Origin of the sequence: Funiculus sociatus GB2-C1, from assembly GCF_039962115.1 — a bacterium.
Lineage (GTDB): Bacteria > Cyanobacteriota > Cyanobacteriia > Cyanobacteriales > FACHB-T130 > Funiculus > Funiculus sociatus.
In genome coordinates this window covers 19,537-44,668 of record NZ_JAMPKJ010000049.1, presented here as the reverse complement: position 1 = coordinate 44,668, position 25,132 = coordinate 19,537, and the positions used below count along the sequence as shown (strand labels likewise).

The window sequence follows — 25,132 nt, the reverse complement described above, 5'->3', positions numbered from 1 at the left end:
TCTGTCCATCATCAAAAGCTATGGCTCGATAAATGAGGAAAAACAAAAACTTATATTATTGTCGGCTTGAATCACTAATCAAGCCTTCTCTGGGTCTTCCATTATTTATTCAGCAAGCCCTAACTAATGACGAGATTATCTCGATGGATGACGGTTTCGGCTCCGGTGTAGCCTAAGATGGTGGGAATTTCTTCGGAGCGGTGTCCGCGAACCATCTGTAGCTCGTCGCTGCTGTAGTTCACAAGCCCTCTGGCGATTTCCCGCCCTTGTTGGTCGCACAGCTTTACGGCATCTGATGCCTGGAAGTCTCCTTCGACTGCGGTAATGCCAGCAGCTAAGAGAGATTTTCCGGCTTGCGAAATTGCCGCGATCGCTCCCTCATCTAGCATCAGTTTGCCAGATGGAATCAAACCATGAGCTATCCAGCGCTTCCGGGCATTCCCCGCTGTGTCGCGGGGTTCAAACTGGGTGCCGATGGGTTCTCCCTGCAAAATTTTCTGGATGTTACCGGGAAATCGTCCTTCTGTAATTACTGTCCGCACGCCTGCGCTGGTGGCAATCCGGGCAGCAGTAATTTTTGTAACCATGCCACCAGTACCCCACGCAGAACCGCGATCGCCTGTTTGCACTTGTAATTCTTCTAACTCATCAATGTGGTTCACCAGAGTTATCGGCTGCGCGTCCGGGACTTGGCGCGGATCGGCAGAGTAAAGTCGATCTACATCGGTCATTAAAAACAGCCAATCTGCTTCTATCAAGCTGGCTACTAAGGCTGAAAGGGTATCGTTATCCCCAAATTTCAGTTCATCTACTGCTACGGTGTCATTCTCGTTCACCACGGGAATCACGCCCAGCCGCAGCAGTTCCCGAAAGGTATTGGAGGCGTTAATATACGCCGTGCGTTCTCTAAAGGTACTGCGGGTGAGGAGAACTTGGGCTATGGGTTGTTGCAAGGTGGTAAATAAATCATCGTAAACGCGCATCAACCGTCCCTGACCTACCGCTGCTACAGCTTGTTTTAGTGCCAGCGTCCGGGGGCGATCGCGTAGTCCCAATCTAGCGCAACCAACTCCCACGGCACCGGAAGATACCAGCACTACGTTATTACCTTGCCGCCGCAACTCCGTGAGGCTTTCTACTAAGGAGGCTATCGTGGAAAGTGCCAGATTACCTGTTTCTGGCGATGTCAGGCTGGAAGTACCAATTTTTACAACAACGGTTTGAGACACTGGGGGCTGGGGACTGGGGGCTGGGGGCTGGGGGCTGGGGGCTGGGGACTAGGGGGTGGGGACTGGGTAAGATTCCTTGCAATTCCCAATTCCCAATTCCCCATTCCCCATTCCCTATCGAAAATTGTAAAACGCCAGTTCCGCTTACAGGAGGAACTGGCGTTTTACGCAGGTATTTACGGGGATTTATTTTTAGGGTCTTTATATTGGCTGACCCCACTTGAACCATAATTATAATCTCAGGAAAATTTGACAATAATGGATTTCATAATTATTTTTTTATATTTCCCTTTCTCATGAATTGTCAGGGTTTTTAAAGTTTTGTTGCTTTGCGTGGAGAGAAACGCCCAAAGCTTGAGATATCCAGACTTCAACGGTGCGGACTGGGTAGTATTTCGCGGCAACTGAGGGGTCAACCATCGGCTCCACGAGGATAGTAAACATACCTAGTCTGTTACCTGCTAGGACATCTGTGAATAAGCGATCGCCTACCATCGCCACCTGTTCAACTGGTAAGTTCATGGCAGTGACAGCTTGCCTCAACTTGCGTCGAGAAGGTTTGGCTGCACTGGTAATATAAGGCAGGTTTAACGACTTGGCGATGCCGCTAATCCGGCTTTCACTGAGGTTATTACTCACCAGCCACAACGTTGCCACATTTCTAATTTGTTCCACCCACTGCACAAGTTCTTCAGAGGCTTGCGCTACCGAGAGTGGTACTAGCGTTTCATCGACATCCAACACTAAACCTTTGAGATGATATTGCTGGAGAATTTCCGGCGTGAGACTCAAAATTGGTTTACCCAAAATTAAGTCAGGTTGTAACGGTGCTATTAAGGACATAAAAGTATGGGGGCTGGGGGCTGGGGACTGGGGACTCTTCAGACTCCACGAACAATTCAGGGAATTTAAACTTATAGAGGTATGGGTGAGTTGTTAGATTTTTGTCAGTGGCTAATGGCTAAAAGCTGATTATTCTGGCTATTAGCCATTAGCTTATAGCCAGTATCCAATGACTACTGATTTTGTTGTTGTCGTTGTCTGCGAATGGCATTTTTCGCGGCTTCGTGTTCTTGTACTGTTCGACTAAAAACGTGAGTGCCATCGTAACGAGCCACAAAAAATACGTAATCTGTTTTTTCCGGATTCAGAGCGGCTTTCAGACTAGCTAAGCCAGGGCTAGCGATGGGAGTAGGAGGTAATCCTGGGTTGAGGTAAGTATTGTAAGGAGAGGCAGTTTTTACTTGAGCAAAAGTCAGTGGCTGATCCGCAGTTTGCCGAATGCCCAATCCGTACTCAACAGTAGGGTCGGTTTCAAGTCTCATTCCCTGTTTGAGGCGTCGAGTGAAGACACCAGCAATCAGACGGCGTTCGGTAGGAATTACCGCTTCTTTTTCGACGATGCTTGCCAATGTTACCCACTCAAGAAGGGTTAGCGCTGGTTTCTGTTCGCCTTGTTGATAGAGGGGGAGTGCGACCGACTCAAACCGATCGAGCATTTGTTTGATAATTGCCTCTGGAGTGACGCGATCGCCATTTAGCTTGTAGGTATCCGGATACAAAAAACCTTCCAGATGAGGCACCTTATTTGGAAGCCAGGGATATTGGTTTAGAGGAATCTGAGTAACGGCTGCTAAGAAATCTTGGCTTTTGAAAAATCCTTGTGATTCAAAGTATGCAGCCATTTGAGTTAGCGACCATCCTTCCGGGATGGTGAAACTTAGCTGTACCACTTCGCCAGTCCAAATTTTATCCGCGATCGCAGATAGCGGCTCAGTAGGTGAGAGTTGGTAAGTCCCGGCTTGAAACCCACCTGGTCGCTTTTGCCATCGCAACCAATATGCCCACAGATCCCAAGCTTCAGCCGAGCGAATCAAACCTGCTGCTTCTAAATCCTTGCCTATTTGCTGGCTCGAAGTTCCTTGCGGTATGCGGATTTGCAGCAATGCGTCTTTTTGTTCAGCAGAGGAAGGTGATTGAGTTTGAGTCACAGGAGGCCCACTCGCCCAACTCCACCATGCCCAGCCCTGCCATGTACCGACTCCCAGTACCACAGGTATGAGGGCGAGAAACGTCCATTTGGAGATGCGTTGGATTGCTTTCATCTTGATTGCGGGTAACAACCCCTGCGTGAAGAAAAGTTATGAATTTTGAGTGTTGAGTTTTGAATTTTAAAATTCTAATTTAACTCCTCACTCATTACTCATAACTCATCACTTTGGGTGTTTATTCCATGTCATCAAACAGTTGATCTTCTAGTATCGGTTGCACTTTTTTAAATTCCTCTGGAGAAAGTAACTCTGGTTCACCCGCTTCGTTAATGCGAGCAAACAACAACAACGGATCTAAAGGAGTGTAAATTGTATACTCTTGTTCCTTGTGGTAGAAGCTGGCGAGTTTCTGAAATTCCTCTGGTTCCAACTGAGTATCTTCATCCTCAATTTCCAATGTGAGGATTTCGTCCTCATCAACAGCAGGCAATTCCCCGGCTACAGTCAGGGCAAATGCTGTCCGCTTTAAGTCCAGATTTCTTTCTGCCAAGACTGCTTGAGCCGTAGAAAAGATTTCGTCAATTTCGGCTTCGTCTTCGACCAAGGTGGCTTCTTCTTCCTCCTTGTCCTCGTCCCAGGCAACAATTTCTACAGGTGAATCTATCGGCAGGAGGATGACGTATTCTTCACCTTCTACCTCTATGGAATGTTCAATGTAACAACTAAGCGATCGCCCGGATTCATCGGTCAGCGAGACGGCTGGCACTGAAGATCCATTCTCGTCAGGGGGTTGGGATGAGAACATTGCAGATATGCTGCTATCGACTCTGGATTGTGGACTTTGAAACTGCACTCCCCAAAGTTTTTACACTTTGAGGAAGCAGCTTGCAAAAATCAGGATATCACGACGTTAGTAACCAAAAGTTAGAAGCTACTAAATACCCGCTGATTAACCTGTCCAATTTTATTATGTCAATAGACCTATCCGTAAATGGGTGTAGAAATTAAGCAGGACAGGGATCTAAATCCCTCTTAGAGAATTAAATGACTAACACCTTCGCTGCGTACTCTGGCAGGTCGATGCTCAAGCCATCTTCACTGGCTTCGACCTGGGTGTCACCCATCCAATCTTGCCACGTCCCAGAGGCAGGGAAGTTAGGAAGGCGATACCCCGACAGAAATTTATCTGATAAATTTGCCACGACGACAACACGGGAACCCTCATCATTCCAGCGGACGTAAGCTAGAACTTTCTCCTCTGGGTTTTCGTAGAAAAAATCAATGTTATTGCTACAAAGAGCTAGATTTTGTTTGCGGAGGGCAATTAATTTTTTGTAATACTCAAACAAACCCCGATTCAAATCTTTTGACAATAAAGGCCATGCTATTTTATTTGGCTGAGTCACTGTTTCACTTTTGCGCTCGTGTTCGCCAAACTCTTCTCCCATCCACAGCATCGGTACACCCATCGCCGTCATTAACAGAATAGCTGCTAACTTGGCTCGTCCAAATGCGGCTTCGCCAAAAATACCGCGATCGCCTAACTCTCTCATCAGGTGTTCGCGATCGTGAGTTGCCAAATAATTCACCACATTCGTAGCAGCCGTATAACCCTGTCGTTTTGGGTCTAATACCTCTTTGAGCTTTTCTAATTCAAATGTTTCACCACAAATATGCGGAACCACAAAGTAGCGGAAACTTTCATGCCAACAGCCATCTAACGGCCCTTGTGGATAAACTACAGTGTGTGTATCGGGAATGTGTTCGGCAATGTTGTAAAACGGCTTCGGTGCAGTATTTTTTTTCGCTTGTTTAGCAAGCCAGTCCATAAATTCATAGTTAGCCAATTGGCGCAGGGCATCAAAACGAATACCATCAATGTGATACTCCTGAACCCAGTAACGCACCACATCCCCGACGTATTTCCAGGCAGGTTTGATATCTAAGTTTTCGTCGTAGTTGTCGTAGTTAAACTCTGGCCCCCAGTAGTTTGCAGGATCTTCTAGATAGTGCATATTCTCGTAGTACCAGTAATTCCGGTCTATGAGCATTAAAGGGCATTCTTCATCTGTATGGTTATAAATTCCATCGATGAAAACGCGAATACCTCTACCATGACACTCGTCAATAAACCGCTTCAAATCTTCTGTCGAGCCATAGCTGGATTCTGTAGCGAAGAAATGGCGGACTTTATACCCCCAGCTATAATCACCAGGATACTCATTCACTGGCATTAATTCGATGGCATTTATTCCCAGTTCGCTCAAGTAATCTAACTTAGCGATCGCGTCCACATATTTCCCCCGCTTGTGAGGATCGTCCTCACCGCCAGAAAAGTCCGCAACGTGCATTTCATAAATGACTATTTCGTGATTATTAGGCAACAATGTATCGTCGTGTTGCCAGACATAAGTATCAACTATCCTTTTGCCATCTTTTATCCGCACTACACCCTGTTTTCGCCCTTCATCCACATCTGTCGCGTAGGGATCTATAACATCCACCCATTGATCTGGTTCAAAATTCGGGCTTTTTGTTTGGAGGCGGAATTTATATTCATAAACCCCATCCTCCAGTTCTACATTGGTGCGAAAGTAACCATCCTCACCTTTTTCCATCGGTATTTCTTTCCATTCAGAGAAAGAGCCAATCAACGCGATCGCATTGTTTCGAGGAGCAAACAAGTTAAATTCAATTGAGCTTGCCATGTAACCTTTTTTTGATGTAAATCACTTAAGTTAAAACTTGCAATTTTTTCCTAAAGTTTTTAACTTAAGTTACAGTATTTCTTTAAGTTAAATTAAATTTTAATAATAATTCATCTGCTATACCTAAAGAAATACTTATACTCAAAGCAAATTGTAATGATGAATACAATATTATTTACTTTCTGGATTATTATCGCAGTGTCCTACAAATACCAAAGCTTTTAAAACTTTAGACAGAGTTATTCAAAGAGAATAAATAACGCTCTAGAGAGAGGTGATTCAAGGAGTGAATGGAGAGGATTGGGACATAGAATATCAGCTCAAAGGAGCTGAAATATGAATAAATTACAATGGATTCCTCTTATCTCTACCCTTAGCATTGGTGTTGGTTTCATCATCCTGGCTCATCGCTTTGCAGCGCTTATTGTCTACTCGCGACTTGTTTAAAAAGTAAATTTTACCTGATTGAAGTTAAGGAGTGTGACGTGATGAAACAAATGTGCTGGTTGCCTGTAATGGGAACGACTGGGGAGAAAATATTGCACTTACGAACTGCACCTAATCAGCCGTGGCGACCTTATACAGCTTTTCCGGAATATGCTGTACCAGACTACGAAATCCCTGGAGGTTCTAAGGGCTGGGCAACCTATCAGAAATTAATGTCCGCCGGATGGAACTTAGTAGCTAGTATGCCGGGACAGCAACTGAAAAGTGCTTAAAGTCATCCGCTGATTTTAACCAAACGTAAAATTAAGTGGAAGATTTTTTATTGTAATCTTCACAGCCGCCTTAAGAAATTTATTAAAACTTATTTCAGGCGGCTGTTTATTTACATCTGCTAAGTTACTGCCAAACAAACACCTTAGCTTCGTAAGATCCCAAGTCAGTTATAATACCTTCTTCCCCAGCTTCAACATCATAATTACCCGTCCACTCGTGCCATGTTCCTGCTTCTGGGAAGTTAGGAACGTGATACCCACCAAGGAAGTTGTCGGAGAAATTCGCTACGACAACTACACGGGAACCTTCACCATTCCATCGGCTGTAAGCTAATACTTTAGCTTCAGGGTTTTCATGGATGAAATTAATGTTCTCGGTGTAGAGGGCATGATTGTTTTTACGAAGATGAATTAACCCTCTGATAAACTCGAACAGACCACGATTTTCGTCATTACCTAGTAGAGTCCAATCAATCTTTGCTTGTTCAGTTGTTTTGTACTTGTACTCGCCAAACTCTTCACCCATCCAGAGGAGAGGGACTCCAACTGCTGTCATATTGATGACAGATCCCAACTTTCTCCGCTTAAACGCTTCCTCTCCCAAAATGCCGCGCTCGCCTAATTCTGCTAATACATGATTATGGTCATGATTTGTTAAGTAATTGACGACATTGGTGGCACCCATAAAGCCTTGCCGTTTGCAATCAATCACATCTTTGAGGCGTTCTAAATCAAAAGTGTCGCCGCAGATATGTTCGAGAATGCAGTGATAGAAACTATCGTGCCAGCAGCCATCCATCGGACCATCTACATTTGTGATACTGGTAGTTTCCGGAATGTGTTCGGCAACGCTGTAAAACGGTTTCATGCTAGCAGCTTTTTTGGCTTCTTGAACTGCCCAGTGCATAAAGTCGTAGTTAGCGATTTGTCGGGCAGCATCAAAACGAAGCCCATCAATGTGATACTCTTCAATCCAAAAACGTATAGTGTCACCAGCAAATTTGCGGGCTGGGAAGGTGTCCAGATTTTCGTCGTAAAATTCGTAATTAAACTCTGGCCCCCAGTTATTATCTGGGTCACGCGGCGAGTGGTGATACCAATAATCGTGGTCAATTTGTGTAAGCGGACTTTCGGCTTCTGAGTGGTTATAAATCCCGTCCATGATGACGCGGATTCCACGGGCATGACACTCATCAATCAGATGCTTTAAGTCTTCCGTTGTGCCATAGCTGGATTCTGTGGCAAAAAAATAGCGAGGGTTATAGCCCCAGCTATGATCGCCCGGATATTCTTTTACTGGCATCAATTCAATGGCGTTAACTCCCAGGTCGGTGAGGTAATCTAACTTCTCAACAACGTGTTTATATTTGCCTCTGGCGTATTTGTCATCTTCCCCACCGGAAAAATCGCCTACGTGCAGTTCATAAATAACTAATTCTTTATCCGCCGGCAGTGGTTTATCGTCGTGCTGCCAAACGTAGGTATCAACAATTTTTTCACCATCTTTAATGCGTATAACACCGTTTTGGGTAGGGTTATCAATATCTGTCGCGTAGGGGTCAACAACGTCTATCCATTGATCCGGTTCAAAAAACCATGATTTTGATTGGACGCGGAATTTATATTGATAAACTCCATCTTCTAACTCAACTTTGGTACGAAAATAACCATCTTTACCTTTTTCCATTGGGATGTCCTCCCAATTAGAAAAATCACCTATTAAAGCTGCTCCTTTGTTATAGGGGGCAAATAAATTAAATTCAATGGAAGTTGCCATATAAGTGTCTGGAATTTCGGGTAAAAATTGCTTACAACAATATTTTCCACGTCTTCATCTCGCTTGGAAATCAATCTTGAGATAGAAAATGGCTTTATCGGGAATAATAATTAGGGAATAAGAGGTAATAGAAACTAAAGGTGATTTAGGATAGATTTTGGCGATTAATGCTAAATATGGCTAAATAAAGGAGCGATCGCGCCATAAAAAAAAGCCGGACGACTAGAAGTCGCGGCTAAATAAAGAAAGCCAGCTTGCGTAGGCTAGTGGGTTATATGTTACAAACTCAACCACGCGATCGCGTGTCTGATCCAATCTTCTGCATTTTGGCTTTTAGCCAGCAGCGCGTCTTGACTAACAGCAGAAAGTGCTTGCACAACCTCACTGCTGCTATATCCCAAGGCAAGTAGTGTCATCTCCACATCTTCTAAAATTCCTGGTGGAGGCCCAACTCCGGCGCTGGCGGCACCAGCAGATTGTCGCCATTCTGCAAGTTTGGTTTTGAGTTCCAATGCTAGACGTTCTGCGGTTTTGGCACCGATACCGGGAGTTTTGGCTAAGGCGCGAGTGTTGCCATTGACAATTGCTTGCACTAAGTCTTGCAGTCCCAAAGTGTCTAAGAGGGCGATCGCACCTCTGGCACCAATGCCACTCACGCTTAAGAGAGCGCGAAACAAATCCCGTTCCGCTGCCGAGGCAAAGCCATACAGGGTGATTTGGTCTTCCCGAATTTGCTGGTGCGTAAAGACTTGAACGGTTTCTCCTGCTGCTGGTAACTTATTCACCAGGGTCGGCGGGACTTGCAGTTCGTATCCTATTTGATTAACTTCCAGAATTAGAATAATGCGATTGGCGGTGCTTTTCTGGATGCCAGCTACCGTTCCTTTGAGATAAGCGATCATGGGGTTGTATCCCGACGACTAAAGTCGCGGCTTTCGCGTACAAAGTCCGCCTGCGCGGACTTTTAATATTAGCCGATGCCAGTCTGCTCTCGCTACGGCTTGGTTTATGTAGCGCCTGACTTTAGTCAGAAGGGATTTTTGCCAGAATTCTATCCTAAAAAGCCGAAGTTCTTCAGACCTTCTAGAATACCTCCAGCACAATAGGCTTTAGCAAAATAGCGATTTTCAGAAGGATTGGCTTGATGCCACTTCAGCAGTTCTGGCTGAGCATTACCGACAATGATTCCCCGTGTTTCACCTGACTCAAACATAGACAAATCGTTGCCGGAATCACCGCAAACAACGGTTTGAAGCGGAGGGATGCCAAAGCTTTCCCGCAGAAAAGCTGTTGCAGCTCCTTTGTTACCGTAGCGAGGTAGAATGTCTAAGTCTTTGCCGCTGCTGTACACGAGTTTGACATCCAGCCCCCGCTCTTGCAATAAATCTTCAAGCTGGGGGAGAACTTCAACTGCGGCTTCTGGGCTGAGGAAGTAACTAGCTTTGAAAGGGCCTTGTTCTGATTGTGGTTGGGGAACTAGGTCAGAAAAGTGTGCGGTGGTGGCGACGACGCGATCGCGATCCCAATTTTGCGAAAGGCGTTTTATCCAATCGGGATCTGGCTTATCGCTGCCGTTATGATAAATTTCCGTACCCACAGATAAAACCAAAACATCAGGTTCTATTAACTCTCTTTCAGTTGCGAGTTCCTGGTAGAGAACAGGCGATCGCCCCGTGGCATAAACAATTTTAGTTCCGCATTCTTCACGATGCTTACTCAGGTGGCGGTTCAATTCTGCCAGAGCGTCGTCATCACCCACTAAAGTATTGTCTAAATCGGTCACAAATAGAAATGGCTTCACATTCACATCGCTCATGGCTACGGATTTGATTTTTGGATTATTTTCCTATGCAGGCGCTATTAATGGTGCTGTGCGGTAAAAATCGCACTATCCATCTTTGTCAATTAACAATAAAAAAGCCTGGAAGTATTCAAAACACTCCCAGGTTGGAAATTGAGGTTACATGATGTCAGACATTAAGCAAAATTGATTCTAGATCAAGCCCCAGAAGTGCAGAAAACCTTGACCTGAAAAGATTTCGATAAGAGCAGCGGCTAAAAAGCCAATCATAGCTAGTCGCCCGTTCCAAATTTCGGCTTGAGGATTGAAGCCATATCTCCAAGCGTTGCGGTCATCCATCACGGGAGGTGTTATTTTCTTTGTCTCTTGCATGGTGGAAACTCCGGTTTCGCTATTTTGTTAAGCTTTATATGCTTATGTAACTAAATGTAACGTTGACCGAGGAGAGTGTTCTCTATCTCAGGGTAGAGACTGCAAGCGATCGCACCAGCAGTTAAAACTATCTTTATCACCCACAGAAAGTTAATTTTGCTCAATTTAAGCAATTCCTCAATTTAAGCGATGCGCTAGACGTGCTTTTGTACACAGGATTATTTTTATAAGCTTGATTAATTTATCCTTTGGGCATGAAATTTTTTCGCAAACCCACATCTTCCTGGTTGCCTCAGCTAAATTCTCAAGTTTGGATTCTTGCGGCTGGGCGATTTTTATCAGGAGTTGGCACTGGCTTTACTTTGTTTTACGCGCCCATCTTTTTTGTAAATCAAGTGGGGCTATCCGCCACCCAAGTAGGCATTGGCTTGGGTAGTGCCTCCATTTCTGGCGTACTTGGGCGCATTTTGGGCGGTTCGTTTGCGGATTCGCAATTTTGGGGACGCAGGCGCACCCTGTTACTTTCAGCAGCGGTTTCGGCGGTTGCTTCACTTGTATTAGCTATTAGCAACGATTTTCACATTTTTGTTGTGGGTAACTTGCTCATGGGTATGGGCATGGGTTTATACTGGCCGGCTACTGAGTCAGTAGTAGCAGATTTAACCCAGGGAGAACAACGAAATGAAGCTTATGCAATAACGCGGCTGGCAGATAACTTGGGCTTGGGGATAGGAATTGTATTAGGGGGTGTATTAATCGGCACAACGGGGGCTTATCGAGAGCTGTTTGTAATTGATGCAATTTCGTTTGTGGTGTTCTTTGGGGTGATTTATGTAGCGATCGCAGAAACTTACAAGCCAGGAGAACAGGAACAACAAGCATTAAGCAGTTGGACATCTGCACTACGCGATCGCCGTCTGTTAATTTTTTGCTTAGTTAATATCATTTTCACCACCTATATCTCTCAAACCCAAAGTACAATGCCGCTGTACTTCAGCAATTTCTTGCTTGTAGGATCTGGCAAAGGTTTCTCACCCACAACAATTAGCGCCTTATTTACCTGGCACCTAGCTTTAGCAATTATCTTACAGTTGCCAGTTGTGAGAATATTTAAACGTTTGAGCCATCCCTACGCTTTGTGTATTTCCGCCTTATTTTGGTCTTTGGGATTCAGCTTAATTTGGTTTACGGGAGTAGCCGCATCTAACCAGCTATTGTGGGCAATTTTAGCAATGGGAGTGTTTGCGATCGCTGTCGTCTCCTACACACCCTCTGCGTCTTCCCTAATTACAGTCTTAGCCCCCGAATCTCAGCGTGGCGTATACTTCTCTATAAATTCCCTGTGCTGGGCGATTGGCTATTTTATTGGCCCTCCCTTGGGTGGTTGGGCATTAGATCAACCGCCAGTAGTGGCGCATGGTTTCTGGCTGGGTTTGGCGTTAAGTGTAGCCATCACAATTGCGATTTTGCAATATTTAAATCGGATATTGAACAATCAATAAATCGCCGAAACCTTGAAAATTAGGGTTTTTCTTACTTTTAAACCTGTGTGATGTTAATTTGTATTGATTTCAGTGATTACTTTGACCTAGTAAGATTAAGTGTTTCGTAACGTAATTTATGGTTATACCGTTAGTACGGTTTTCTCTACATTTTTTAGCTAGAAAACCGTACTACCTGTGGTACTTTGCCAGCTAGTATATAGTGCTACTATATACTGGTGAGCTTTATTTAGGAGTTGATGAGTGATGACCATAAGCCAAACAAAACTTTTCCCCAAAAAATTATTATGCAAAAAAATAAGTTACTTCAATCAATTTTCTGTTTTCTATGTTTCCTTCCTCTAATCTTTATCGCTACCTCGGCGAGAGCAGATGGGGAAAGTGAATGTCCAGTATCTCAAAGTAAAGAAATACACAAAGTAAACCAAACCCAGAGTGTAAATGTAAATATTAAGCCAAATGATGAAGAAGCGAAGCAGCAAAGGAATAAAGATTCTACTCCAGAAACGCCTCCTGAGCATATACCAAAATCCACTTATATTTTTTATCTAATTATTTTCCTGTCCTTAAACATAAAAAACCTTGATTTAAAAGTAGTAGTTTTGATCAATTGGTGTTCAAAAAAAATAAGTAGTTAATATTTTAACAAAAATTACCATTAAATAAACCTCAAAACTTTAAATAAAGCACACAGGCAGGGAAGCTTACTTAAGTCTCCCTGCTTTAATTATAGTTTTAAAATCAATCAGTAAATGTTCATAATTCCATTAGTATAAAATTTTTAATAACTAGACACTTACTATCTGCGACGTTCCTGCAACTTGCGATAAACGTCTCTAACATCGACGTGATGGTGAGCTAAAGCAACCAAGGTGTGATACAACAAGTCAGCAACCTCACCGGCGATCGCTTCCTTATCATCATCCTTGCAAGCCATCACCACTTCAGCTGCTTCCTCACCAATTTTTTTCAAAATCTTGTTATCACCACCAGCAAATAGCTTGCAAGTGTAGGAAGTTTCAGTTGGATTGTCGCGGCGATCGCAAATAGTCGCAAACAGATCCGAAAGGGTATCTGCTGGCGGCGGCACTTTTTCCCCATCTACTTGATGAAAACAGCTGCGTTCGCCAGTGTGACAGGCAATATCTCCCACCTGTTCCACACTGATAAGTAGCGCATCGCTATCGCAGTCATAGCGAATACTTCGTATTTTCTGAATATGACCGGAAGTTGCCCCCTTGTGCCATAACTCGCCGCGAGAACGGCTCCAATACCATGTTTCGCCCGTTTCCAGAGTTTTTTGTAACGACTCCCGATTCATCCATGCCATCATTAGCACAGTGCCATCAAGATAATCTTGCGCGATCGCACTCACCAGTCCCTGCTCGTTGTAGCGGATTTTATCAACCGGGATGGCTTGACTTAAAGCAGAAGGTTCAACTGGCATTTTCAGAATAATAGACTCGCCTTGTACAAGATATCATTGTGCAACCGCCAGCTGTTCAACACAATTTTGCTGCCCCAGAAATTACACCGATTCTTGGCTAAATTAATAAGAAGGCGCAAAAATTGGTTCCAGGCATTTGCCAATGGTACTGTTAAGGTTTGCCGATTCACTTCTAACCGCCCGCCGAGCCACCTCGTGAGCTTTAGACTCTTCTGCGTACCATTGAACCGCATTGAACGCAGCCCGATACAAGTCTTGGGCTGCCTCAAAGAGGCGAGAACCGATACTCAAGGGTTAAATCCTGATTCTTTCCTAGGAAATGAATTGGTATTGCCCTCAGTAGGATAATTTAACAACGTAATCTTTTTCATCAATACTCGCGCCTATCTAGCGGCAGAGATTTTATCATCAAACGGAGGAATAGCATTGGTTACTTCAACAAATTTGAAAACTAGCAAATCAGACGAAATATTTGCAGCCGCTCAAAATTTGATGCCAGGAGGCGTTAGTTCACCTGTAAGGGCGTTTAAATCGGTGGGAGGACAACCCATCGTCTTTGACCGCGTAAAAGGAGCATATATTTGGGATGTCGATGGCAACCAGTACATCGACTACGTTGGCACCTGGGGGCCAGCGATTTGCGGACACGCCCATCCAGAAGTTATCAGCGCCCTTCACGAAGCGCTGGAAAAAGGCACCAGCTTTGGTGCGCCCTCAGCGCTGGAAAACGTGCTGGCAGAGATGGTAATTGATGCCGTACCCAGTATTGAAATGGTGCGGTTTGTCAACTCTGGGACAGAAGCTTGTATGGCAGTTCTGCGCCTGATGCGGGCTTTCACCGGACGGGACAAGGTAATTAAATTTGAAGGCTGCTACCACGGTCACGCCGATATGTTCCTGGTAAAAGCGGGTTCTGGGGTTGCTACCCTTGGTTTACCCGACTCTCCCGGCGTTCCCAAGGCTGCAACCAGCAACACTCTCACCGCCCCCTACAATGATTTAGAAGCCGTCAAAGCTTTATTTGCGGAAAACCCCAACGAGATTGCTGGCGTTATTCTAGAGCCTGTGGTCGGAAACGCTGGCTTTATTACACCTGACGCTGGTTTCTTGGAAGGCTTGCGAATGCTGACTTCTGAAAATGGCGCATTACTTGTATTTGACGAAGTGATGACCGGATTCCGAATTGCTTACGGTGGCGCACAGGAAAAATTTGGCATCACTCCCGACTTGACAACGCTGGGTAAAATTATCGGTGGCGGCTTGCCAGTGGGAGCCTATGGCGGACGGCGCGATATTATGTCGATGATTGCTCCAGCAGGGCCCGTGTATCAAGCTGGAACCCTTTCCGGGAATCCTCTGGCAATGACTGCTGGTATCAAGACGCTGGAGTTGCTGCAAAAACCGGGTAACTACGAGAATCTAGACCGGATTACCAAAAAGCTCAGCGATGGGTTGCTGCAAATTGCCCAGGAAACTGGTCATGCTGCTTGTGGCGGTCAAATTAGCGGGATGTTTGGCTTGTTTTTCACCTCTGGGCCAGTCCACAACTACGAAGATGCTAAAAAGTCTGATTCGAGCAAGTTTAGCCGTTTCCATCGTGGGATGCTAGAACGTGGCGTTTATCTAGCACCTTCTCAGTTTGAGGCTGGGTTTACTTCCTTAGCACACACTGAGGAAGATATTGACCGCACTTTGGCAGCTGCGCGTGAGGTAATGTCGAGTCTATAGACATGATTGCTTTTTAAACGCTCTCGTAAGGCAAAGGATATCGCAGAGGAACGCAAAGAAAGTTAGCCTCTGCGTATCTTTGCGTTTAAAATCCTTCTCTCAAGTTGTTCGCTGCGGCGGGAAGATGGGGTACTAGGAGTGGATGGTTGTCGCCACAGAACGAAGGGAATGCTCAAGACTCCTACAATCATCACAATTCCCGCCGTTATCCAGACAATCAGGCGGTTAGGCTGAAAGTTACCCCGCTCAATTTGCCAAAAAACCTGGTTGTAGCGCCACGCTGATAATGGGATAATTAGAATGCCAGCAATTACCAACCCTACACCCAAGCTTTGGGAGTTGATGAAGGGTTCGGAGATGGCACCTTGACCTGTAACAGCTGATTGTAACTCGCGCAAAAATAAACCAAAACGAGCGATCGCAAATCCAAATCCAATCAGCGCAATAGAAGTCCGCAACCAAGCCAGGAAGGTACGCTCGTTGGCTTGGTGTTCTCGTTGTCGGTCAATTTTCGGCTCCTGCCCATTCGACATCTAAATCAACTTTTGTATCGTGGGCATTGTACTAACGATAGTTGGTAAATTGTAGGGCAACTGGCAAATCTTCCTGCTTCAAACGTTGAATTATCTGTTGCAGTTCATCTTTGGATTTCGCCGAAACTCGGACGGAATCGCCTTGAATGGAGCCTTGAATTTTTTTAAATTCGTCTCGAATCAATTTGGTGATTTGTTTGGCGATTTCCTGGCTGATGCCCTTACGCAGCTTAATTTCCTGGCGAACGCGATTACCACTGGCTGATTCAACTTTGCCGTAATCAAATATTTTCAAGCTCAGATTACGCTTAGCTGCTTTGGTTTGCAAAATTGTGTGAACGGCATCCAGAGTAAATTCGCTGTCGGTATTAACTGTAATTGCTTCTTCGCCTAGCTCTATGGTTGTTTGAGTGTCTTTAAGGTCAAAGCGACTTTTGATTTCCCGTTCGGTTTGGTCTACGGCATTAACTAATTCTTGCCGATCGAAATCGCTGACAATATCAAAAGAGTATGTTGCAGCCATAAAAAAAGTTGTTTGTTAATTGTTAATTGCTATTGGCTTGCAGCAGGCTTAATACAATGAGGGTACCACTGGATAGGGAGCCGATGGCGAACATGAGACTTCGCGCTAACGGAACATTCAGTATATAAAAAACAGAGTATAACAACCTCGCCACAACGAAAGCGATCGCTGCCCATGCTGCCAGTGACGAATTCACCCCCGCCACATAAGCCATCAGGGAAGCCGCCGCGAATATCATAAACGCCTCAAACGAGTTCTGGTGCGCCCAGGTGGCTCTTTGTCCATAGGGAGGCAGTTTGTCAAACATGGCGCGGGGTGCCGCCGTGTCATACCCCACGCTAGCACGGGCGTAGCCTACCACCAAAAATGGTAGATAAATCAGGACTGCGGCTGCGGCAATGCAGTCCAACAAAACAGTTGATACAGGGAAATTTATCATTTGGTTGTCGAGACGATAGCGACCCGTCCTCTTAATCAAAGTAGAACAAAGTCACCAATTTGCGTTGATCTTCCGCATCCTGACAAGTTTTTAGCAGGGTGTGGCTGTCGTGAAACGCAAAACAGATGAGTTGTTGACACCGGGAAACAATCTCTTGATTGCACAAGGCGCTAGCTTCAGCAAGGGATAGATTGTCATTTTCGGGACTTTCTACCAAGTGCATCACCTGTTCTAGCTGTTCTCGCGATTCCCGTGGCTGACGTTCCAAACTTTGGGGCAAAATCACCGTCAGCAGGCTAGCATCGGCACGCATGGCACCGCGTATGGCGGCTAAATTAGTTCCCGTAGCACCGGAAGTGAGTAGACGATTGCCGGATAAAACCAGGGCATAACTCATCATCTCAATCAGATGCTGGTGAGTGATGGGAACATGACGCGACCCCAACAAAGCAATCCGCTTGGCACCCGTTTGTTGGATTGTCGCAAGTTCTTGCGCTAAGGCATCGACCTTGGGTAGGTCTATAGATTGGCTCAAAGACGATTTCTAGCTGAACGACCATAAGATTTTAACAGACCTAGTAACTGTTGCGATTCCCTTTCAGCGGTTTTGTTGCTAATTAAAAAGTTAAGAGGCGGGAGTTATGAGTTATGAGTTTTGAATTAACAACTCCTCACTCCCAACTTTTCCCATTCCCCTTGCACATTTACTAAAGCCTGTGTTATATTGATAAATCGTCGGACGCATAGCTCAGTTGGTTAGAGCACCACGTTGACATCGTGGGGGTCACTGGTTCGAGTCCAGTTGTGTCCATTACAGAGACTGCTAACCCTATAAGGTTGTCATTTAAAGTTTGATTTTGCCGCTCCGGCAAAGTTATGCCTGAAAACCATAGCGGCAAAAGTATGCGTAAAAAAAATGACGAGAAAATAGATGTAGACGATCGACTATCCTCATTCACACTGAAAGCTCACAAGCTACTTAGAGTAGATTGAAGCTCTTGCTTATACAGTAGCCGAATGAACATTAAGCTATAGGTGACGACTGCTGCTGACTTAAATTTGCACTGAGAACAGTTCGCCTCTCGGAAAATGGGGCGACGCTTTAGGTTCCTTTAACTGATTAAATAGGACGCTTGAAATAAGCGGCAATCCCATAAACTTCTGACTCTCCGCCTCCTAATGGAGCTACCGCAACAAGCTCCCACTGCTCTTGTGCCATATGATTCAAGAAATCTGTCCAGTATTTTCCTTCCCATTGGACAACTTTCTCCCCCTGTATACGAAGCCAGGCAATCTCCTGAGTCCATCCTCTTCCAATCCAAGCGTAGGCGACGCTGCAATATTCCACCATTAATTTATCTTCCAGTTTGCATCTCTAGAAGTGCATTTGTATTAATAGCTGGTATCCAATACCTATAACCAATGACACCTTTAACTCTATCAGATTTGATTTCTACTTTGTATGTCTAACAGCTCAACTAAATTACCTTGCTAAGAACGCTCCACCGACAAAGCCAACGTACCGCCCCAAAAATAATCTCGCAGTAACTTGGCGCTGAACGACAGCAGATAATTTGGAGGCATTTCCCTCACCGAGGGCTCCAGTGGGTTAACTACTTATTAGACAATCTTTTTTTACCTAATCTCTCTTACCCGTAAAAAGTATATATTTGCTCTAGGGAGTGACACGCGCCCCCTCAGCATTACCTCCCAAGTTTTCCAGCTAACAAAAGTATTGATGTTATGATTTAGCCCAAATTTTCAAAAAAGGTATTTCAGAATAAATGGTCTTGCTACTTGATAGAGCAGAGCTAGAGTAAACGGGATAACGATCGGGAGAGTCACTATCAGTCCCCATTTTCCAAATTGAAGTTCTTGATTATCGGATTTGAGGACTGCGACCACTGCTGCGGCTCCCATTAGTATCCAGATACAACCAAAGATAATGAAAAGAGTATATGCTGAGTCTTGCATTTGTTTTCCCTACTAGCGAAAGTAGTCTATTTTTAGATTAGCTTGACCCCATTTGTATAGTTGACTTCCTTTAGTTAGGTTATTCTTATTGGCTAAGGAATGTGGATTAAATAAGTTATAAAATTCGCGTTCTATAGGGGCATGGCACTACCATGCCCCTACGTAGGGAATTGGAGGTTAATAAATCCACTATTTTAAGGTTGATTATCATCATTTAGCCGACAGCGCCCCTGCGTCTCGCACTCAATGCGCTTCTGGCGATCGCTTACAATGGTCGCCAAATTCGGTCGTCCAGTAACGGCGAGTCGCCAGTCAGCCCAAATCCCATACAGCCAGTCCACGGCTGAACCGATAATCGGCAACTTTGTCACCGCATAGATCCACCCCATCCCCAGAATCTCGTAGACGCGACGGAAAACTTCTACATTCTTGATCACCGTACCATCAGGAAGCACGGCATGGATTCGCCCCATCGCCGTTTCAAAGTCAACACCGCCATGCGCTTCTGGGGTGTAGCGATCGCCTGCGATGTCCACAAACGCCACCAACCCTCGACCTGCATCCCGTCTCTTTAAGAAGTTGACCTCTCGCAGACACAATGGACATTCACCGTCGTACAGCAGTTCAATCTGCCATGACTGGGGTTTAGTAGCGACTTCCACCGATTCGGGAAATTGGGTATTCAACGACATAGGTACTTCTCAATTAGCTTATTCCTCAAGCGAGGATTCTACTATTTTAAGAAACTTAACATTTTTAGGTGTCATCGGTTTCCTGCCCTAATTGCCGCTTGCTGAGGCTTGTGTGTGCCAGTAACGCGATCGCCAGGTTCTAACAGACGCTACAGTAATTCCAATCGCGCAGGTAAACAGCACCTAATCAATTAAATAGTATGTTTGCGATCGCTACTTGCCTGTGGGATAGATCAATATCTTCAAGCAGCTTAGTGAGATAATAGAGAAGTGTGAGGAAGAAAACGGAACCAACCTTTGTTATAAAGGGGAAAATCATGAAACTCAAGCTTTTAGCAATATGCGCCTTATTCACTCCCCTATTTTTCATTAACCCAGTTCAAGCTGAGAATCCGCTTCACGTAAAGCAGCTATTGTCCACTGGGCAATGTTTTCGGTGCGATTTATCAGGGGCGGATCTCCGTGGCGCACATTTGCTTGGTGCTGACTTGAGAGAAGCGAATTTACAAGGCGCAAACCTTACGGACGCCAACCTCGAAGGCGCTGACCTGACTAATGCAAACTTAACAGGAGCTAATTTAACCTTAGCTTTTGTAACCAATGCGAATTTTCAACAAGCAAATCTCAACCAAGTTAATTTTACTAACGCCAAGATTTATGACGCGAATGTGTATGGCGCATCTATGGATGGGCTGATCATTACTGATGCCGAAATATTTAACACGGGCATTGGTATTGGTGGAGAAGATGCGGGTATGCAACCTTGGGACTAGGTTGTATTGAACGGCTAGACCTGCTTTAAATAGCTCTCATAGCACAGATGATTCTCCCATTTTTTGAGTAAAACTTCAGAAAATGGGAGTTTTCTATTTAGTGGGTTTCTGGCAACCTTAAAAGAATTTTTTCTTCTTAAAGCTTAAACCCGTTAAAATGGGTTGAAACATTTACCCAAAAATCTTAACGATTAACTTTAGCTACCAAGCCTCGAACTTTAGTTCAGGGTTGATTGTAAGAATTCTAGTAGATAATTAATGCAAGACTGCAAAGCAGTCCAGTAACTAAGTTTATTTAACACTTAAAACTTTCAGATAGTAAAGTCATGGTCACGACTCAGGATTATCTTGTCCACCCAATGGCAACGCTGACCGTCACCTGGGAAAAGTTGCCTGACGACTTTCAATTAGAAGAAAAACCTGTGGAAAATACTGGTCAACCTCTGATTGCAGGCGCACTCCGAGAAATTCTAGAACTTATGGGGTATATCAAGCCAGAAATGCTCATTGCCTCAAATTTTGGGCTGTGTGCAACTGTTAACGGGAACTTGATAATCAAAGCGCCAGATTGGGTTTACGTCCCTTCTGTGCTAGAAGCGGGTAAAGAACGCAAAAGCTATACCCCTAACCTAGAAGGCGACAACCCCAGCGTCGTCATGGAATTCCTCTCTGAAACTGATGGTGGTGAATATTCAGTTAAACGCACCTACCCGCCTGGTAAGTGGTTTTTTTACGAACAAATACTTCAAGTCCCAACTTATGTAATTTTTGACCAAGAAACCGGACTGCTGGAGGTATATAAGTTGGAAGCAGGACGGTATGAATTGGAATTACCAAACGCCGAAGGTCGCCATTGGATAGCGGACATGGGATTATTTTTGGGAGTTTGGCGAGGGGAAAAGGAAGAACGTACAGGTTATTGGTTGCGCTGGTGGGATGAGGGGGAAAATTTGCTGTTGTGGGGGAAAGAATTATTAGAACAAGAACGCCAAAAAGTTGAACAAGAACGTCAACGGGCAGATAAATTAGCCGAATACTTGCGTTCTCAAGGAATTAACCCTGATGAAATTAGCTAATGACTAATAGTTTTTTTACAATTAGCTTTTGCCTTCTATCTTGCCTGGTTTGGTTGTACTGTTGGTTTTACCGTTGGAAGTGGTCTAGAGGGAGGATTGACAATAGTTACATCTGTCGAACGCATCCCATAAGAAGTAAGATACTGGTAAAAAACTCCTGCTGTTTGTGGAGTGGGAAATGGGCCGATTTGGATGCCATTCACATTCCTATAGGAAGTGGTGTCTTCCCAGTAACATTCGCTGAGTCGTAAACTTGGATACTCTCTGGCTAGACGTTGAAGAACAGTGCGATTCACGTTTTTAGCCCGAACTAACCACTGACCTCCGGAATAAGGACAGTTTGTTTTAGGAGTTACCTGAGCAGTAGCTTGAGCGCAGGACAAGGAATAACCTAAAATTATGGCGAGAGCAAACTTAGCGCTATTGTTCATTTAACCTCTGGAAATTGAAGAATGACGAAGGATATCTTTGATCAGCAAGTAAATACTAGAAATGGTTAATAGCAATTGCCCAAATTGTAAAACCGGATCGAGTCGCCATCCCTGGAAAAAGAATATGATACCGGACAATAAATATATTACAGCAAAAACTATATCTTGAATTACATTTCCCACTCTGAAGGGTCTACGAAGCGATAATCCTAAAGGTATAATTAATATACCTATAAGTGCTAGTAAGATGCCTAAAAGGCTGGCTATGTTGAGTCCAAAGTTTATCATATTGACTTTTATTAATTCGCTAGGGGATTAATTCATTTTTAGAACTTACAAAATTTCTACAATTCCTTGTTGACCATCAATTCTAACACGCTGACCATCTTGCAACAGCCTAGTAGCATTGTGAATATCCATCACTGCTGGGATACCATATTCACGCGCAACAATTGCACCGTGAGAAAGTCGCCCACCTACTTCTGCAATTAAACCGCCAGCACGAGATAATAGCGCCGCCCAACCAGAATCGGTGTAAGGTACAACTAGAATTGTATCGCGGTCAATATCAGAAATTGCTTGTAAATTGCGGATAACTTTCACTTTTCCCTCAGCTTGTCCGGGACTAGCACCAATTCCTTGCAACAACTTTGTAGAAATTGAAGATTGAGGGATAAAGTTGAGAGTTGGCGGCGCATTACCGTAAACTAAGGGGGAAATATTAGTAAGCTGACTATCTTGTTTAAGTTGCGATCGCCTTTTTTCCACCAACTGCGAAACTTTCTCAATTAAACTTTTATTCTCCCCTTCAATTATCCGCCGAACCTCATCAAATTCTAGGAAAAAGATATCACCAGACTCAGATAGTAAACCCGACCGTAACCAAATTTCCTCCAAAGCAACAAAACACCATCTTACCTCAGCCAACAAACGGCTATAAACCTCAGTAACCTTTCCCTTCAAATCAAGTCGCCGCTGCACAGCATCAACCTTCCATCCCCTTTTCTCTCTGCGTTCTCTGCGCCTCGGCGGTTCGTTCTCTCCCAAAAACTGAGTAAACAATTCTCGCGCCGCATGGGGATCTTCCTTCCAAGTTGGAACCGCGATATCTGTCGCCACCTCACTCAAATAACCGTAACGATCAAGCCATTGATCGAATCGTTCCAAAATAGTCTGTCCATCGGGAATTTCAGCCAGCGTTGCGAATAAAGAAGGCGAATCCGAGGATAATTGCGAAGATGGGAGCAAATTACGGGCTTCCCGTGCAAGTTCTTGGAGCGATCGCAAAGAAGCAACTTCCGGAGCTATACTATTATCCAAATCAATATCTTTGACTTTCCAAACCCCCTGCCGGATTGCCAAACTCAAAGGAGCTAAAATGCTGTAATAAGTCGCAGTTTTTAGCACATCCAAAAGTTTCTCAATCCGTTGGAATAACGCATCTTGGTTATTTAAAGCAGTTTCTACCGTTAGAACCGGAAAAAGTAAATTTTTATAATCTTGTTCAAAATCTTTTTCCAAACTCAATTCGCGTCCAAGCAACCGCATTAAACCAGGCACATTTTGCACCGTAGAACTAAAAGGCGGCTTAGAAAATTTGGCACCTCTAGTTAAAAATTCCAAACTTTCCGGCGGTAAACCCATCCGAAGGAAAATCTGACCCAACAGCGTTGCATTAAAATAGGCGTGGGAAAAGTGTAGAGTAGCAGTTTCATTAAAGTCTAAACCAGCCGCTCTTTCTCCCAAAACTAAAGTAAAAATTTCTCCCCAAACTCCACAGGTCAAAGGACGATTAATCGACCAAGTAAGAGGACGAATTATTCCCGGAATCACCTCAGCGGCAATTTTGCGCGTCCAAATAGGTTGTAAAGTGGTGATAGAACGCGATTGTAAAAGCCACAGCGTTTGTCCGTCATAACTCCATTCGATATCTTGCGGAATACCGTGAAATTGCCTCTCAAGTTGACGCGCTAAATAGGCGACTTCCCGAATTAATCCCTGCGGTACATCACCACTACCTTCAACTTCTAGAGAATTTACATCCAAATTTTCTACATTGCCGAGAAAAACCCGATACTGTTCTGGTGTAACTTGTCCAGAGACAACTTGCGTAGCATCTCCCGGTAATGCTTCAATTACCACAGCATCGCCTTGCTGGAAAATCGGATCGCGACTGAAAGCAACGCCAGAAAAAGCACCCCGGATTTGTTTTTGAATCAGCACCGACATTGAGGATTCTGGCAAGTCGCGAGGAGCGCTTCGCGCATAGGCTTCGCGATCGCGTCTATACTGGACAGCAGCCGGATTATTGTATGAAGCTAGAACTCGCGTAATCGCCTCTTCCAAAGCTTCCCCACTCGTCACATTTAATATTGTTTCGTATTGTCCCGCCGCCGAAGATTGTTCCGAATCTTCGCCCACCGCACTAGAACGCACTACCAAAGGTTCTGCAACAGAAGGCTGTAAATACTCAATTAGCAGCGCCGGATCGTCTCCTGGCGGCAAAACCCAACCCATCGGCACCGAATAACCCCAACGCTTCAACTGGGATAACGTGGCGGCTTTCTGACCGACTTTGTTTGCGTCTAACGGTTTATCCAGAGAAACGATAGCTCTATCACCTCGGAAAAAACGAAACACAGCCTTATTCCCATTTTGTGCTTGCGTGGCTGGAAGATCGAGGTCATCGGGGATATTTTGGTAAATCCAGGCGATGATAGAACTGAGAGCGATCGCGGCGACAACTTCGCCGGTGGTACGATTCGGCAAAAGTAGCTTCAGCACGGGTAACAAAATCAAAACCCAGATGCGCCCCAGCTTCCTCTCGCGTACCAGTGTAAAGCCAATTCCCCCAATTATAAATACCAAGACCGACACCACCGGGTCATGCACTACATAACCCCACACCACATTCGTTGTCCCCGCACCCCGCGCCATCCAATAACGCCCCATCACCAGCGCAATTAGGGCGATTAGCTCCCACGCTGGATCAGTCTCAAAGAAGGCACGAGCTAGCAATACTGCGGCAATGCCTTTCAAAGCCTCCGACAACACGGCTAGAATCCCCGCCAGCCGTCCCCCGTGATAAAAAGCCGCCGAGACTGACACATTCCTCGTGCCGAGTCTTGACAGTTGCCTTCCAGACAATGCGCGAACAATCCAGGCAGTTAGCGGCAATCCTCCTAGTAGAGGACAGACAATAAAGATAAGTAGCGCTCCCCAAACTTGAGTCAGCGTCATGATTTCCGTTGTAATAACCACTCACCTGAATTGTAGTAGTGTTTTTCAACGCCAAGGTACGCTCCAAGCGATCGCGCAAATTAAAATAAGCCGGACGACTGTAGGCGCTTCGCCTTCCCGAAGGGTAGCCGCCGCTATATAAACAAAGCCTGTCTAGACAGGCGAGAAATCATACTT

The 25,132-nt window shown here is 44.8% G+C and carries 27 protein-coding genes and 1 tRNA gene; 8 read left to right on the top strand and 20 right to left on the bottom strand.

Annotation, left to right across the window (positions count from 1 at the left end; translation table 11 throughout):
* Positions 1 to 119: 119 nt before the first annotated feature.
* From proB to NDI42_RS20280, 5 genes are all read right to left on the bottom strand, one after another.
* On the bottom strand, positions 120 to 1,229 hold the full coding sequence (gene proB, locus NDI42_RS20300; RefSeq protein WP_190456106.1) for a glutamate 5-kinase: 1,110 nt from the start codon (positions 1,227 to 1,229) through the stop codon (positions 120 to 122).
* A gap of 294 nt (positions 1,230 to 1,523) precedes the next feature.
* On the bottom strand, positions 1,524 to 2,072 hold the full coding sequence (locus tag NDI42_RS20295; protein WP_190456105.1) for a YqeG family HAD IIIA-type phosphatase: 549 nt from the start codon (positions 2,070 to 2,072) through the stop codon (positions 1,524 to 1,526).
* Between the two features lie 173 nt (positions 2,073 to 2,245).
* Positions 2,246 to 3,334 (bottom strand): endolytic transglycosylase MltG, encoded by a 1,089-nt coding sequence (mltG, locus tag NDI42_RS20290; RefSeq protein WP_190421304.1) that lies wholly within the window; start codon positions 3,332 to 3,334, stop codon positions 2,246 to 2,248.
* Between the two features lie 121 nt (positions 3,335 to 3,455).
* Positions 3,456 to 4,025 (bottom strand): DUF3727 domain-containing protein, encoded by a 570-nt coding sequence (locus NDI42_RS20285; protein ID WP_190421305.1) that lies wholly within the window; start codon positions 4,023 to 4,025, stop codon positions 3,456 to 3,458.
* 235 nt (positions 4,026 to 4,260) lie between these two features.
* Positions 4,261 to 5,928 (bottom strand): alpha-amylase family glycosyl hydrolase, encoded by a 1,668-nt coding sequence (locus NDI42_RS20280; protein ID WP_190456103.1) that lies wholly within the window; start codon positions 5,926 to 5,928, stop codon positions 4,261 to 4,263.
* 485 nt (positions 5,929 to 6,413) lie between these two features.
* Here NDI42_RS20280 and NDI42_RS20275 point away from each other — a divergent pair, with 485 nt between their 5' ends.
* Positions 6,414 to 6,647 (top strand): hypothetical protein, encoded by a 234-nt coding sequence (locus NDI42_RS20275; protein ID WP_190456102.1) that lies wholly within the window; start codon positions 6,414 to 6,416, stop codon positions 6,645 to 6,647.
* Positions 6,648 to 6,771: 124 nt separating this feature from the next.
* Here NDI42_RS20275 and NDI42_RS20270 read toward each other — a convergent pair whose 3' ends face one another.
* The 4 genes from NDI42_RS20270 to NDI42_RS20255 all read right to left on the bottom strand — a co-directional run bounded on the left by NDI42_RS20270 (position 6,772) and on the right by NDI42_RS20255 (position 10,597).
* Entirely contained in the window at positions 6,772 to 8,424 is a 1,653-nt protein-coding gene (locus NDI42_RS20270; protein WP_190456101.1) for an alpha-amylase family glycosyl hydrolase, read from the bottom strand.
* A gap of 278 nt (positions 8,425 to 8,702) precedes the next feature.
* Positions 8,703 to 9,326: a Holliday junction branch migration protein RuvA gene (gene ruvA / locus NDI42_RS20265; RefSeq protein WP_190439175.1), complete on the bottom strand. Its 624-nt coding sequence runs from the start codon at positions 9,324 to 9,326 to the stop codon at positions 8,703 to 8,705.
* A 149-nt stretch (positions 9,327 to 9,475) separates the two neighbouring features.
* Positions 9,476 to 10,240 carry a sucrose-phosphate phosphatase gene (locus NDI42_RS20260; protein WP_199311199.1) on the bottom strand — a complete coding sequence of 255 codons (765 nt, stop codon included), beginning with the start codon at positions 10,238 to 10,240 and terminating at the stop codon, positions 9,476 to 9,478.
* Positions 10,241 to 10,417: 177 nt separating this feature from the next.
* On the bottom strand, positions 10,418 to 10,597 hold the full coding sequence (locus tag NDI42_RS20255; RefSeq protein ID WP_190439176.1) for a chlorophyll a/b-binding protein: 180 nt from the start codon (positions 10,595 to 10,597) through the stop codon (positions 10,418 to 10,420).
* 254 nt (positions 10,598 to 10,851) lie between these two features.
* Between NDI42_RS20255 and NDI42_RS20250 the strand changes: the two genes are divergently transcribed.
* Both NDI42_RS20250 and NDI42_RS20245 read left to right on the top strand, forming a co-directional pair.
* Positions 10,852 to 12,099, top strand: a complete 1,248-nt coding sequence (locus tag NDI42_RS20250) for an MFS transporter (RefSeq protein WP_190456100.1) — start codon at positions 10,852 to 10,854, stop codon at positions 12,097 to 12,099.
* 239 nt (positions 12,100 to 12,338) lie between these two features.
* Positions 12,339 to 12,737: a hypothetical protein gene (locus NDI42_RS20245; RefSeq protein WP_190456099.1), complete on the top strand. Its 399-nt coding sequence runs from the start codon at positions 12,339 to 12,341 to the stop codon at positions 12,735 to 12,737.
* Between the two features lie 161 nt (positions 12,738 to 12,898).
* Here the strand turns inward: NDI42_RS20245 and hisIE are convergent, their stop codons facing one another.
* On the bottom strand, positions 12,899 to 13,546 hold the full coding sequence (gene hisIE, locus NDI42_RS20240) for a bifunctional phosphoribosyl-AMP cyclohydrolase/phosphoribosyl-ATP diphosphatase HisIE (protein WP_190456098.1): 648 nt from the start codon (positions 13,544 to 13,546) through the stop codon (positions 12,899 to 12,901).
* A 102-nt stretch (positions 13,547 to 13,648) separates the two neighbouring features.
* On the bottom strand, positions 13,649 to 13,837 hold the full coding sequence (locus tag NDI42_RS20235) for a ChaB family protein (protein WP_190456097.1): 189 nt from the start codon (positions 13,835 to 13,837) through the stop codon (positions 13,649 to 13,651).
* Positions 13,838 to 13,972: 135 nt separating this feature from the next.
* Here NDI42_RS20235 and hemL point away from each other — a divergent pair, with 135 nt between their 5' ends.
* Positions 13,973 to 15,274, top strand: coding sequence for a glutamate-1-semialdehyde 2,1-aminomutase (gene hemL / locus NDI42_RS20230; protein ID WP_190456096.1), 1,302 nt, complete (start codon positions 13,973 to 13,975; stop codon positions 15,272 to 15,274).
* Between the two features lie 62 nt (positions 15,275 to 15,336).
* Here the strand turns inward: hemL and NDI42_RS20225 are convergent, their stop codons facing one another.
* Genes NDI42_RS20225 through NDI42_RS20210 form a run of 4 tightly spaced genes read right to left on the bottom strand, consistent with a single transcriptional unit; the run spans position 15,337 to position 17,304 of the window.
* Positions 15,337 to 15,807, bottom strand: a complete 471-nt coding sequence (locus NDI42_RS20225; protein WP_190456094.1) for a YidH family protein — start codon at positions 15,805 to 15,807, stop codon at positions 15,337 to 15,339.
* A gap of 31 nt (positions 15,808 to 15,838) precedes the next feature.
* Positions 15,839 to 16,330 carry a YajQ family cyclic di-GMP-binding protein gene (locus tag NDI42_RS20220; protein WP_190421322.1) on the bottom strand — a complete coding sequence of 164 codons (492 nt, stop codon included), beginning with the start codon at positions 16,328 to 16,330 and terminating at the stop codon, positions 15,839 to 15,841.
* A gap of 22 nt (positions 16,331 to 16,352) precedes the next feature.
* The gene (locus tag NDI42_RS20215; protein ID WP_190456093.1) at positions 16,353 to 16,769 is read right to left on the bottom strand and encodes an MAPEG family protein; all 417 of its coding nucleotides are present in this window, start codon (positions 16,767 to 16,769) and stop codon (positions 16,353 to 16,355) included.
* A 31-nt stretch (positions 16,770 to 16,800) separates the two neighbouring features.
* On the bottom strand, positions 16,801 to 17,304 hold the full coding sequence (locus tag NDI42_RS20210) for a DNA recombination-mediator protein A (protein ID WP_190421326.1): 504 nt from the start codon (positions 17,302 to 17,304) through the stop codon (positions 16,801 to 16,803).
* 202 nt (positions 17,305 to 17,506) lie between these two features.
* Here NDI42_RS20210 and NDI42_RS20205 point away from each other — a divergent pair.
* A tRNA-Val gene (locus NDI42_RS20205) sits at positions 17,507 to 17,580 on the top strand.
* Positions 17,581 to 17,889: 309 nt separating this feature from the next.
* On the opposite strand, the gene NDI42_RS20200 is transcribed toward NDI42_RS20205, so the two are convergent.
* Positions 17,890 to 18,120 (bottom strand): hypothetical protein, encoded by a 231-nt coding sequence (locus NDI42_RS20200; RefSeq protein WP_190456092.1) that lies wholly within the window; start codon positions 18,118 to 18,120, stop codon positions 17,890 to 17,892.
* Positions 18,121 to 18,937: 817 nt separating this feature from the next.
* Entirely contained in the window at positions 18,938 to 19,435 is a 498-nt protein-coding gene (locus NDI42_RS20195) for a thiol-disulfide oxidoreductase DCC family protein (protein ID WP_190456091.1), read from the bottom strand.
* Between the two features lie 317 nt (positions 19,436 to 19,752).
* On the opposite strand from NDI42_RS20195, the gene NDI42_RS20190 reads away from it, so the two are divergent.
* On the top strand, positions 19,753 to 20,208 hold the full coding sequence (locus tag NDI42_RS20190) for a pentapeptide repeat-containing protein (protein WP_190456090.1): 456 nt from the start codon (positions 19,753 to 19,755) through the stop codon (positions 20,206 to 20,208).
* A gap of 326 nt (positions 20,209 to 20,534) precedes the next feature.
* Entirely contained in the window at positions 20,535 to 21,284 is a 750-nt protein-coding gene (locus tag NDI42_RS20185) for a Uma2 family endonuclease (protein ID WP_190456089.1), read from the top strand.
* Positions 21,285 to 21,319: 35 nt separating this feature from the next.
* On the opposite strand, the gene NDI42_RS20180 is transcribed toward NDI42_RS20185, so the two are convergent.
* From NDI42_RS20180 to NDI42_RS20175, 3 genes are read right to left on the bottom strand one after another with little or no spacing between them, the layout of a single operon-like run.
* On the bottom strand, positions 21,320 to 21,715 hold the full coding sequence (locus tag NDI42_RS20180) for a hypothetical protein (RefSeq protein ID WP_190456088.1): 396 nt from the start codon (positions 21,713 to 21,715) through the stop codon (positions 21,320 to 21,322).
* Positions 21,716 to 22,003, bottom strand: a complete 288-nt coding sequence (locus tag NDI42_RS28950) for a Ycf66 family protein (protein ID WP_199311198.1) — start codon at positions 22,001 to 22,003, stop codon at positions 21,716 to 21,718.
* A gap of 45 nt (positions 22,004 to 22,048) precedes the next feature.
* Entirely contained in the window at positions 22,049 to 24,955 is a 2,907-nt protein-coding gene (locus NDI42_RS20175; protein ID WP_190456084.1) for a glycerol-3-phosphate acyltransferase, read from the bottom strand.
* On the opposite strand from NDI42_RS20175, the gene NDI42_RS20170 reads away from it, so the two are divergent.
* Positions 24,954 to 25,097, top strand: a complete 144-nt coding sequence (locus NDI42_RS20170; RefSeq protein ID WP_190456082.1) for a hypothetical protein — start codon at positions 24,954 to 24,956, stop codon at positions 25,095 to 25,097. The genes NDI42_RS20175 and NDI42_RS20170 overlap by 2 nt on opposite strands.
* Positions 25,098 to 25,132: the final 35 nt, after the last annotated feature.

Excerpts from the sequence above, each read along its gene's own strand:
- NDI42_RS20190 (WP_190456090.1), top strand. The coding sequence starts at position 19,753 with ATGAAACTCAAGCTTTTAGCAATATGCGCCTTATTCACTCCCCTATTT.
- NDI42_RS20250 (WP_190456100.1), top strand. The coding sequence starts at position 10,852 with ATGAAATTTTTTCGCAAACCCACATCTTCCTGGTTGCCTCAGCTAAAT.
- NDI42_RS20260 (WP_199311199.1), bottom strand. The coding sequence starts at position 10,240 with ATGAGCGATGTGAATGTGAAGCCATTTCTATTTGTGACCGATTTAGAC.
- mltG (WP_190421304.1), bottom strand. The coding sequence starts at position 3,334 with ATGAAAGCAATCCAACGCATCTCCAAATGGACGTTTCTCGCCCTCATA.
- NDI42_RS20245 (WP_190456099.1), top strand. The coding sequence starts at position 12,339 with ATGAGTGATGACCATAAGCCAAACAAAACTTTTCCCCAAAAAATTATT.
- NDI42_RS20255 (WP_190439176.1), bottom strand. The coding sequence starts at position 10,597 with ATGCAAGAGACAAAGAAAATAACACCTCCCGTGATGGATGACCGCAAC.
- NDI42_RS20195 (WP_190456091.1), bottom strand. The coding sequence starts at position 19,435 with ATGTCGTTGAATACCCAATTTCCCGAATCGGTGGAAGTCGCTACTAAA.
- NDI42_RS28950 (WP_199311198.1), bottom strand. The coding sequence starts at position 22,003 with ATGATAAACTTTGGACTCAACATAGCCAGCCTTTTAGGCATCTTACTA.
- hisIE (WP_190456098.1), bottom strand. The coding sequence starts at position 13,546 with ATGCCAGTTGAACCTTCTGCTTTAAGTCAAGCCATCCCGGTTGATAAA.
- NDI42_RS20175 (WP_190456084.1), bottom strand. The coding sequence starts at position 24,955 with ATGACGCTGACTCAAGTTTGGGGAGCGCTACTTATCTTTATTGTCTGT.
- NDI42_RS20225 (WP_190456094.1), bottom strand. The coding sequence starts at position 15,807 with ATGTCGAATGGGCAGGAGCCGAAAATTGACCGACAACGAGAACACCAA.
- NDI42_RS20200 (WP_190456092.1), bottom strand. The coding sequence starts at position 18,120 with ATGGTGGAATATTGCAGCGTCGCCTACGCTTGGATTGGAAGAGGATGG.
- NDI42_RS20170 (WP_190456082.1), top strand. The coding sequence starts at position 24,954 with ATGATTTCCGTTGTAATAACCACTCACCTGAATTGTAGTAGTGTTTTT.
- NDI42_RS20285 (WP_190421305.1), bottom strand. The coding sequence starts at position 4,025 with ATGTTCTCATCCCAACCCCCTGACGAGAATGGATCTTCAGTGCCAGCC.
- NDI42_RS20270 (WP_190456101.1), bottom strand. The coding sequence starts at position 8,424 with ATGGCAACTTCCATTGAATTTAATTTATTTGCCCCCTATAACAAAGGA.
- NDI42_RS20220 (WP_190421322.1), bottom strand. The coding sequence starts at position 16,330 with ATGGCTGCAACATACTCTTTTGATATTGTCAGCGATTTCGATCGGCAA.
- NDI42_RS20295 (WP_190456105.1), bottom strand. The coding sequence starts at position 2,072 with ATGTCCTTAATAGCACCGTTACAACCTGACTTAATTTTGGGTAAACCA.
- NDI42_RS20215 (WP_190456093.1), bottom strand. The coding sequence starts at position 16,769 with ATGATAAATTTCCCTGTATCAACTGTTTTGTTGGACTGCATTGCCGCA.
- NDI42_RS20185 (WP_190456089.1), top strand. The coding sequence starts at position 20,535 with ATGGTCACGACTCAGGATTATCTTGTCCACCCAATGGCAACGCTGACC.
- NDI42_RS20280 (WP_190456103.1), bottom strand. The coding sequence starts at position 5,928 with ATGGCAAGCTCAATTGAATTTAACTTGTTTGCTCCTCGAAACAATGCG.
- ruvA (WP_190439175.1), bottom strand. The coding sequence starts at position 9,326 with ATGATCGCTTATCTCAAAGGAACGGTAGCTGGCATCCAGAAAAGCACC.
- NDI42_RS20180 (WP_190456088.1), bottom strand. The coding sequence starts at position 21,715 with ATGAACAATAGCGCTAAGTTTGCTCTCGCCATAATTTTAGGTTATTCC.